The sequence below is a fragment of the Hydrogenivirga sp. genome (assembly GCF_056450045.1).
Genome location: NZ_JBWONM010000066.1, coordinates 1 through 8,350 on the forward strand (window position 1 = coordinate 1; position 8,350 = coordinate 8,350).

The window sequence follows — 8,350 nt, forward strand, 5'->3', positions numbered from 1 at the left end:
AGGCATAGTCGTGGGTGAGTTCGGAACGGCGAGCGTTACCCCCGAAGAGATATTGAGGGAGCTTGATGAGAAGGGGGAGTAGCTACGAGGACACAGCCTGCGAATACCTGAGAGGACTCGGCTACGAGATACTCGCGCGAAACTACCACTGCGGCTTCGGTGAGCTTGATATCGTTGCGAGAGAAGGGGATGAGCTCGTCTTCGTTGAGGTCAAGGGTGGAGTGGATGAGGAGTTCGGTCATCCAGCCCAGAGGCTCACACCGAAGAAGTTTGACAGGATAGTGCGGTGCGCCTTCAGGTTCTTGGAGGAGAGCTCTTTAGATCTTCCTTTCAGGATAGACTTGGTGGTGATCCTCGGTGAAAGGGTTGAGCACTACAGAAATGTAAGTTTCTGGTAAAGGACCCGCCGGAGGCGGGTGTTTATCACTCAAGGATCTCCAGAACGACCCTCTTTCCAGTCTTCCTGCCCATCGCTGAGAGCAGGGTCCTGAGGGACCTGGCGATCCTTCCCTGCTTACCTATAACCTTCCCGAGCTCAGCCGGGTCAACCCTGAGCTCAATGACGATGGTTTTCTCGCCTTCTATCTCTGTGACCTGAACCTTGTCGGGATTGTCCACGAGGGCTTTTGCGGTTGTCTCAACTATCTCCTTCATAGCGCTCATCCGTGCACCTCCTTGCTGGTTTTCTTCAGGACCCAGTAATCACCTACTCTTTTGAGCTCGCAACCTTCAGGAACAGCCTCCTTAAGGACCCCAGCCACATCAAGGATTGACTTTGCCCGACCTGCTATCTCGGCTCCCTTCGCAACCCACTCCTTGACCTTGTCGGGCTTTATGTCAAGGAGAACCTTCCTCTTTGGATCGTAAGTTCCGAGGATGTCAATGTAGTTGCCCTCTCTCGGGGACTTCGCATCCATCACCACTATTCTGTATATCGGGTGGTGTCTCCTTCCGAACTTCGCGAGTCTTATCCTTACCGCCATTCTCTGTCCTCCTGAAAACCTGAGCCAATTATTATATCAGAATTTGAAGGGAAACTTTGGCATGGGCATACCGCCGGCGCCCTTGAGCTTCCTCATCATCTTCCTCATCTCCTCGTATCTCTTCAGGACCTTGTTCACCTCGGATATGCTCGTACCGCTCCCCTTGGCTATCCTCTTCTTCCTGCTCATGTTTATTATACGAGGGTTCTTCCTCTCTTCGGGGGTCATTGAGTTTATGATCGCTTCAATTCTCTTGAACTGCTTGTCGTCAACCTTAACCTTTTTCAGTTGAGCTCCTACACCTGGTATCATGCCAAGGAGTTTGTCAAGGGGACCCATGTTCTGTATCATTCTCAGCATCTCCCTTAGGTCCTCAAGGTCAAAGTCGCCGGCGAGAACCTTTGTGGAGATGTGCTGTGCCTTGTCCTCAGGTATTACCTCCTGTGCCCTCTCCACAAGAGACTGGATATCACCGAGCCCGAGTATCCTCTGGGCGACCCTGTCTGGATAGAAGGGCTCTATGTCTTCAACCTTCTCTCCTACACCGACGAACTTTATGGGAACTCCAATGGTCTCCCTAACGGAGAGGGCTAAGCCTCCCCTCGCATCTCCATCCATCTTTGTCAGGACAACGCCCGTGAGCCCGAGTAGCTCGTGGAAGGTCTTGGCTGTCTCAAGGGCTGTCTGCCCCTGCATGGCGTCCGCCACGTAGATTATCTCGGAGGGCTTGGTCTCCTCCTTTATCCTCCTGAGCTCCTCCATGAGCTCCTCATCAACGTGGAGCCTTCCGGCGGTGTCAAGCAGAAGGTAGTCAACGCCCTCCTCTCTCGCCCTTTGGCTGCTCCTTTTGGCTATCTCAACGGCGGACAGCCCCTCTTCGTGGGAGTAGTAGGGGACCCCTATGTTCTGGGCGAGCCTCTCAAGCTGAAGCATAGCTGCGGGTCTGCGAACGTCCGTTGAGGAAACGGCAACCTTGAACCCCTTCCTCTTAAGCAGGTTCGCTATCTTCCCGATTGTGGTTGTCTTTCCTGTCCCCTGAAGACCCACAAACAGAACCGTTCCTTTCTTGAGGTCTTCCTTCTCCCTTCCGAGGAGGTCAACAAGCTCTTCGTAGACTATAGTTATCACCTGCTCCGCCGGAGAGAGGTTCTTCTTGACCTCCTGAGAGAGCGCCCTCTCTCTAACCCTCTTGAGGAACCTCTTGGTTACCTCGTAGTCAACGTCAGCCTCAAGGAGGGCGAGCCTTATGTCTCTGAGGGCGTCGTTTATCACCTTGTCGGTGAGCTTTCTTGCTTTCTGGAGCTTTGAAAGGGTTCCGCTAAACTTTTCGGTAAGAAGCTCAAGCATGATATTAAAGTATAAGCTAAATCCCGGGGTCTGCCAAAGCACCCATGACCTGGACCCTTTGGAAATCCTCTCAGAAGATATAATTTAAATGCCATGAGCTTGAGCGCACACGAGATCAGAGAGCTCTTTCTGAGCTTCTTTGAGAAGAAAGGACACGAAAGGGTCAAGAGTGCTCCCCTCGTTCCCGAGAACGACCCTACCCTCCTATTCGTAAACGCGGGCATGGTTCCCTTCAAGAACGTCTTCCTGGGCATTGAGAAGAGACCCTACACGAGGGCTGTATCCTGTCAGAAGTGCCTCAGGGTTTCGGGCAAGCACAACGACCTTGAACAGGTGGGCTACACTTCAAGGCACCACACCTTCTTTGAGATGCTTGGGAACTTCTCCTTCGGAGACTACTTCAAGAGGGAGGCTATAGAGTACGCCTGGGAGTTCGTTACACAGGTTCTCAAGCTCCCCGATGAGAAGATATACATCTCCGTTTACAGGGACGATGAGGAGGCTTACAGGATATGGAACGAGCTCGTAGGAATTCCTTCCGAGAGGATATGGAGGCTTGGGGAGGAGGATAACTTCTGGCAGATGGGAGACACGGGACCCTGCGGACCCTCTTCTGAGATATACGTTGACAGAGGGGAGGAGTACGAAGGAGAGGAAAGGTACCTTGAGATATGGAACCTCGTCTTCATGCAGTACAACAGGGATGAAAAGGGGAACCTCACCCCATTACCTAAGCCCAACATAGATACGGGAATGGGGCTTGAGAGGATAGCGAGCGTCCTTCAGGGGACGAAGACCAACTACGAGATAGACATAATATACCCCCTCATAGAGTTCGGTGAGGATGTATCGGGTGTAAGGTACGGGAGCAGCTACGAGGGAGACGTAGCTCTGAGGGTGATAGCAGACCACCTGAGAGCCCTGACCTTTGCGATCTCTGACGGGGTTCTACCCTCAAACGAGGGCAGGGGGTACGTGATAAGGAGGATACTCCGCAGAGCCCTGAGGTTTGGATACAAGCTCGGTGTCGTTGAGCCCTTCCTTCACAGGGGCATAGATGTCGTTGTTGAGATAATGAAGGAGCCCTATCCCGAGCTTGAGATGAGCAGGGAGTTTGTAAAGGGAGTAGTCAGGGGAGAGGAGGAGAGGTTCATAAGGACCCTGCGTTCGGGCATGCAGGCTGTGGAGGAGCTCATCGCAAAGGCTAAGGCGGAAGGAAGAGGGGAGCTCAGGGGAGAGGAGGTCTTTATGGCATACGACACCTACGGCTTTCCCCTTGACCTCATTGAGGAGATAGCCAGGGAGAAGGGTCTGACCATAGACCTCTCTGGCTTCCAGAGGGAGATGGAGAAGCAGAGGGAGAGGGCAAGAAAGCACTTCAAGGTTGAGGCTAAGAAGGTTCTCCCCGTCTATCAGCACCTGAGGGAGATAGGCAAGACCACCCAGTTCGTCGGCTACGACCATACAGAGTACGAGACCGAGCTCATAGGCATAGTCAGGGGTGAGGAGCTCGTCTCTGAGATATCCGAGGGACAGGAGGCGGAGCTCGTTCTGAGGGAGACCCCCTTCTATCCTGAGAGGGGAGGACAGGTGGGAGACACGGGAATAATTGAGACCGACAGAGCCCTCTTCAAGGTGGAGGATACCCAGAGCCCCGTTGAGGGTGTTGTGGTGCATAAAGGTAAGCTCCTTAAGGGAACCCTGCGGGTTGGTGATAGGGTTATGGCAAGGGTAGATAAGGAGAGGAGGGAGGATATAAAGAGAAACCACACGGCTACCCACCTGCTCCACGCAGCCCTGAGGAACGTTCTCGGAGAGCACGTCAGGCAGGCAGGCTCCCTCGTTGCGGACAGGTACCTTCGCTTTGATTTCACCCACTTTGAGGCGCTCACAAGGGAAGAGCTGAAGGAGATTGAGGCGCTCGTGAACGAAAAGATAAGGGAGAACATGCCAGTTCAGGTAAAGGAGATGGAGTATCAGGAGGCGATAAAGAGCGGGGCTGTGGCGATATTTGAGGAAAAGTACGGGGACAGGGTCAGGGTTATATCCGCCGGAGACTTCTCAAAGGAGCTCTGTGGAGGCACCCACGTATCAAGGACTGGTGACATAGGCTACTTCAAGATAATCTCCGAATCCTCCGTGGGTGCGGGGGTCAGAAGGCTTGTAGCCCAGACGGGGAGGTGGGCTGTTGAGAGCGCCTTTGAGGAGCATGCCCTCCTTGAGGACATAGGGCAGTCCCTAAACGCAAAACCGGAAGAGATACTCCGGAGGATAGATTCCCTCAAGGAGGAGCTGAAGGAAAAGGACAGGGAGATAGCCCGCTTGAGACAGGAGCTCCTGAGCTCCCAGATAGAGAGCTCAGTGAGGAGGGAGGAGGTCGGCGACTACACCCTCTTCTGGGGAAGGTTCAGGGACGTCGGTGCCGAGGAGCTGAGGAACCTCGCCGACATGCTGAGGCACAAGACGGGAAGGGACGTGGTCTTCCTTGTATCAGAGAAGGACGGTAAGGTTACAACGGTCGTTGCCCTTTCAAAGGGACTGACCGATAGGCTCAAGGCTAACGAACTAATTAAGGAGCTCGGAAAGGCTCTGAAGGGAGGAGGCGGAGGAAGGGAGGATATGGCACAGGGTGGTGGAAGTGACCCTTCGGGTGTTGATAAGGCTGTTAAAATATTAAGGGATAAGCTCAAGGAGCTTTCAGGAGGTTGAGCGTGAGAAGAAAGATAGCCATCGCCGGAGCTCTCTTTGCCGGAGCCTTGATGCTCGCTTCCTGTGAAAAGAAGGAGACTAAGGAAGAGAAGCCCGAAGAGGAGAAGGCTAAGGTTGAGAAGAAGGAGGTACCCAAGAGCGGAGCCTACGCCCTGGCTGACAGCAAGGGCTGTTTCGCCTGCCACGATATACAGAAGAAGAAGGTTGGACCAGCCTACGTAGAGGTAGCCAAGAGGTACGCCGGGAAAGAGGGTGCCGTTGAGGAGCTTGTGAAGAGCATAACTAAGGGAAGCATGGGGAAGTGGGGTAGCATACCCATGACCCCCCAGCCCGTTTCTAAGGAAGAGGCTAAAAAGCTGGCAGAGTGGATACTTTCCCTCAAATGAGCTCCCTCTTGACCCTGCTGGATACGTTGCACATCAGCTCGTAGGGTATGGTCCCTGCCTCCCTTGCCAGATCGCCGAAGGTCCTCTCCTTCCCAACCACCGTGACCCAGTCTCCGACCTTTGCCCGGGTTCCCTCAAGACCGACTACCGTCATGTCCATCGTTATGTTCCCCAGTATGGGTAGCTTTGAGCTCCCGTAGAGGAGGTATCCCCTGTTTGATAGGCTCTTCATGAGCCCGTCCGCATAACCGAAGGCTACAACGCCTATCCTCATAGGCTTGGGAGCTACGAAGGTCCTTCCGTAGGATATCGGGTGTCCCTTGGGCACCTCTTTTACCGAAATTATCCTTGTGAGTATTCTGACCGCAGGCTCCAGATTTATCGGGTAATCCTTTAGGGGTCTCTCCCCGTAGAGGGCTAAACCCACCCTGACGTGGGTTGTGAAGGGAACTCTATAAACAACCCCAGCGGAGCTCTCAAGATGAACCTTCAATCCCCTTCCCCTGTATCTGCCCACTATCCTTGAGAACCTCTCTATCTGCTTTTTGGAAAACTCCCTGTCGGCGGGAGAGGAGAGGTGGCTCATAATCCCCGTTATCCTTGGGTCCTCAAGGAGCTCTTCAATGAAGCCAAGCCTACCCATCCCGGTGTCGTAGTTGACGTGAAACCTTATCTCCTCCTTCCCTATGACCTTGAGGTGCTCTGGGTCTGAGACGACGGGCGTTAGCCCGTACTCCTTTACAGCCTCTATCTCTTCTGGGAGAACTCCCCCAAGGATCAGTATCTCCTCCTTTATTCCGAGCTCCCTCAGGAAAACCCCTTCCTCCGTGCAGGCTACCGCAAAGGCTTCAACCTCCTCCAGCTCCCTGAGGAGGGGCGCCACGAACCTGACACCCATGCCGTAGGCATCGGACTTCACAACGGCTATTATCTTCTTGCCGGAGAAGCTGTAAATCTCCCTTACGTTGTGCCTCACCGCGGAGCGGTCTATCCTGAGAACCGACCTGCATCCCAGACAGGTGCCTTCCTTTGTGATCACATTACAATTATAGTGTGGTGAAGGAGATAGGGATAATCGGCTTAGGGAGGATGGGGCTCGGTATAGGGAGGAGATTAGTCCGTAAGGGCTGGAGGGTCCTCGGCTACGACAGGAGTGAGGAATCCCTGAGAAGGGCGGAGGAGGGAGGAGTTGAGCCTTTTGAAGATATCGGCTTCCTCTGTGGTGAGTTCTCCGACAGGAGACTGCTCTGGATAATGGTCCCCCACGGGGCTGTGGATGATGTCCTCTCTTCTCTCAAGCCTGAGCTCTTTGAGGGCGACGTTGTCATAGACGGCGGGAACTCCTTCTACAAGGAATCTATCAGGAGGTTCAGAGAGCTCTCCTCTATCGGCGTCCACTTCCTTGACGTGGGTGTGAGCGGGGGTGTGTGGGGAGAAGAGCAGGGCTACTGCCTCATGGTGGGAGGCGAGGAAGGGGTCTTCAGGGAGATAGAGGAGCTCTTTAAGGACCTCTCCTACGAAGGGGACGGGTACGCCTACATGGGAGAGCCTGGAAGCGGACACTTCGTGAAGATGGTTCACAACGGGATTGAGTACGGGATGATGCAGGCTATAGCGGAGGGCTTTGAGCTCATGAAGGAGAGCGAATACAACCTTAACTTAGAGGAGGTTGCCCGGGTTTACACGAAGGGGAGCGTGATAAGGTCCTGGCTTATGGAGCTGACCCACAGGGCTTTTAAGGACTTTCAGGGGCTTGAGGGCTTGGAGCCCTTAGTTGAGGACTCGGGAGAGGGCAGATGGACGGTTCAGACGGCGGTTGAGCTCGGTGTTCCCCTTTGGGTCATAGGCGACGCCCTCTGGAACAGGTTCAGGTCAAGGCAGACCAACTCCTTCAGGGACAGACTCCTTGCCGCACTGCGATATGAGTTCGGGAGGCATGAGGTGAAGAGAAAGGATGGATAAGCCCATAGCCTTCTTCATACTCGGGGGGACTGGGGACCTCGCCCGCAGGAAGCTCTACCCTGTTCTGAACAAGCTCCTTAAAGAGGGAAAGCTCAAAAAACTTAAGGCTGTCTATGCTCTGGGAAGGAACGAGGAGAAGATAAGGGACTACATCACAAAACTTGGGGATGACTTCCTGAAGGTTTTCCGCTTCCTGAGGCTTGACGTCTCCAACAAGGAGGACTACAGGAGGCTCGCCAAGGAGATTGAGGGTCTGCCCGATACAGAGCTGATATTCTACTTAGCCCTGCCTCCCCAGCTCTTTGAGCAGGCTATACTCAACCTCGGCTCAACCCTGAGGAGGTTTTCAAATCCCCGTAAGGTTGTGGTTGAGAAGCCTTTCGGCTTTGACCTTGAGTCCGCAAGGAGGCTCAACTTTCAGCTAAAGCGCTACTTCAGTGAAAGGGAGATATACAGGATAGACCACTTCCTCGGCAAGGCTCCCATCCAGAACATACTCTCGGTTCGGTTCTCCAACTACATCTTTGAAGGTATATGGAACAAGAACTTCATAGACAACATCCAGATATCCGCCCTGGAAGACCTCGGACTTGAGGGAAGAGCCTCCTACTACGACAGGGTAGGTGCCCTGAGGGACATGGTTCAGAACCACCTTCTACAGATACTCTCCTTTCTGTCAATGGAACCGCCCGCCCTCATGGACCCCGAGAGGGTGAGGGATGAAAAGGTCAAGGTGCTCTCCTCAATAAGGAGATTTTCGGTCTCTGAAGTGGACCGCTACGCGGTGAGGGGTAGGTACAGAGGATACATGGAGGAGCTGGGGAGGGAGTCAAGGACGGAGACCTTCGTAGCCCTGAAGCTCTTCATAGACAACTTCCGGTGGGAGGGAGTTCCCTTCTACCTCAGAACGGGAAAGAAGCTCAAGGAGAAGAAGACCCAGGCGGTTATAGTCTTCAAGGAGGT

Annotated in this window: 8 protein-coding genes and 1 pseudogene; 5 read left to right on the plus strand and 4 right to left on the minus strand. The window is 53.8% G+C overall.

The features are described from left to right. Positions 1-65: 65 nt before the first annotated feature. Positions 66-398: a YraN family protein gene (locus AC1HCM_RS02675; protein ID WP_479460233.1), complete on the plus strand. Its 333-nt coding sequence runs from the start codon at positions 66-68 to the stop codon at positions 396-398. 25 nt (positions 399-423) lie between these two features. Here AC1HCM_RS02675 and AC1HCM_RS02680 read toward each other — a convergent pair whose 3' ends face one another. The 3 genes from AC1HCM_RS02680 to ffh are packed head-to-tail and all read right to left on the minus strand — an operon-like array spanning position 424 to position 2,330. Next, positions 424-663 carry a KH domain-containing protein gene (locus AC1HCM_RS02680; RefSeq protein ID WP_479460234.1) on the minus strand — a complete coding sequence of 80 codons (240 nt, stop codon included), beginning with the start codon at positions 661-663 and terminating at the stop codon, positions 424-426. Beyond that, positions 660-983, minus strand: a complete 324-nt coding sequence (gene rpsP / locus AC1HCM_RS02685; protein ID WP_479460235.1) for a 30S ribosomal protein S16 — start codon at positions 981-983, stop codon at positions 660-662. Before rpsP ends, AC1HCM_RS02680 begins: the two co-directional genes overlap by 4 nt. A gap of 36 nt (positions 984-1,019) precedes the next feature. Then, a complete protein-coding gene (ffh, locus tag AC1HCM_RS02690) occupies positions 1,020-2,330 on the minus strand; it encodes a signal recognition particle protein (RefSeq protein ID WP_479460236.1) in 1,311 nt (436 codons plus the stop codon). A 93-nt stretch (positions 2,331-2,423) separates the two neighbouring features. On the opposite strand from ffh, the gene alaS reads away from it, so the two are divergent. Both alaS and AC1HCM_RS02700 read left to right on the plus strand, forming a co-directional pair. After that, positions 2,424-5,039, plus strand: a complete 2,616-nt coding sequence (gene alaS, locus AC1HCM_RS02695) for an alanine--tRNA ligase (RefSeq protein WP_479460237.1) — start codon at positions 2,424-2,426, stop codon at positions 5,037-5,039. Between the two features lie 152 nt (positions 5,040-5,191). Next, positions 5,192-5,425 (plus strand): annotated as a pseudogene (locus AC1HCM_RS02700) (c-type cytochrome); the annotation flags it as partial. On the opposite strand, the gene alr reads toward AC1HCM_RS02700, so the two are convergent. Beyond that, entirely contained in the window at positions 5,418-6,464 is a 1,047-nt protein-coding gene (gene alr, locus AC1HCM_RS02705) for an alanine racemase (RefSeq protein ID WP_479460238.1), read from the minus strand. The pseudogene AC1HCM_RS02700 and the gene alr overlap by 8 nt on opposite strands. A gap of 17 nt (positions 6,465-6,481) precedes the next feature. On the opposite strand from alr, the gene gnd reads away from it, so the two are divergent. Further along, complete coding sequence (gnd, locus tag AC1HCM_RS02710; protein ID WP_479460239.1) at positions 6,482-7,387, plus strand: phosphogluconate dehydrogenase (NAD(+)-dependent, decarboxylating); 906 nt, start codon at positions 6,482-6,484, stop codon at positions 7,385-7,387. Beyond that, positions 7,380-8,350 (plus strand): glucose-6-phosphate dehydrogenase (NADP(+)) (locus AC1HCM_RS02715; protein WP_479460240.1); only part of this gene is annotated, 971 nt, incomplete at its 3' end. The genes gnd and AC1HCM_RS02715, both read left to right, overlap by 8 nt.

Bases quoted from the DNA above. Each gene is read 5' to 3' on its own strand.
- AC1HCM_RS02675 (WP_479460233.1), top strand. From the start codon at position 66: ATGAGAAGGGGGAGTAGCTACGAGGACACAGCCTGCGAATACCTGAGA.
- AC1HCM_RS02680 (WP_479460234.1), bottom strand. From the start codon at position 663: ATGAGCGCTATGAAGGAGATAGTTGAGACAACCGCAAAAGCCCTCGTG.
- rpsP (WP_479460235.1), bottom strand. From the start codon at position 983: ATGGCGGTAAGGATAAGACTCGCGAAGTTCGGAAGGAGACACCACCCG.
- ffh (WP_479460236.1), bottom strand. From the start codon at position 2,330: ATGCTTGAGCTTCTTACCGAAAAGTTTAGCGGAACCCTTTCAAAGCTC.
- alaS (WP_479460237.1), top strand. From the start codon at position 2,424: ATGAGCTTGAGCGCACACGAGATCAGAGAGCTCTTTCTGAGCTTCTTT.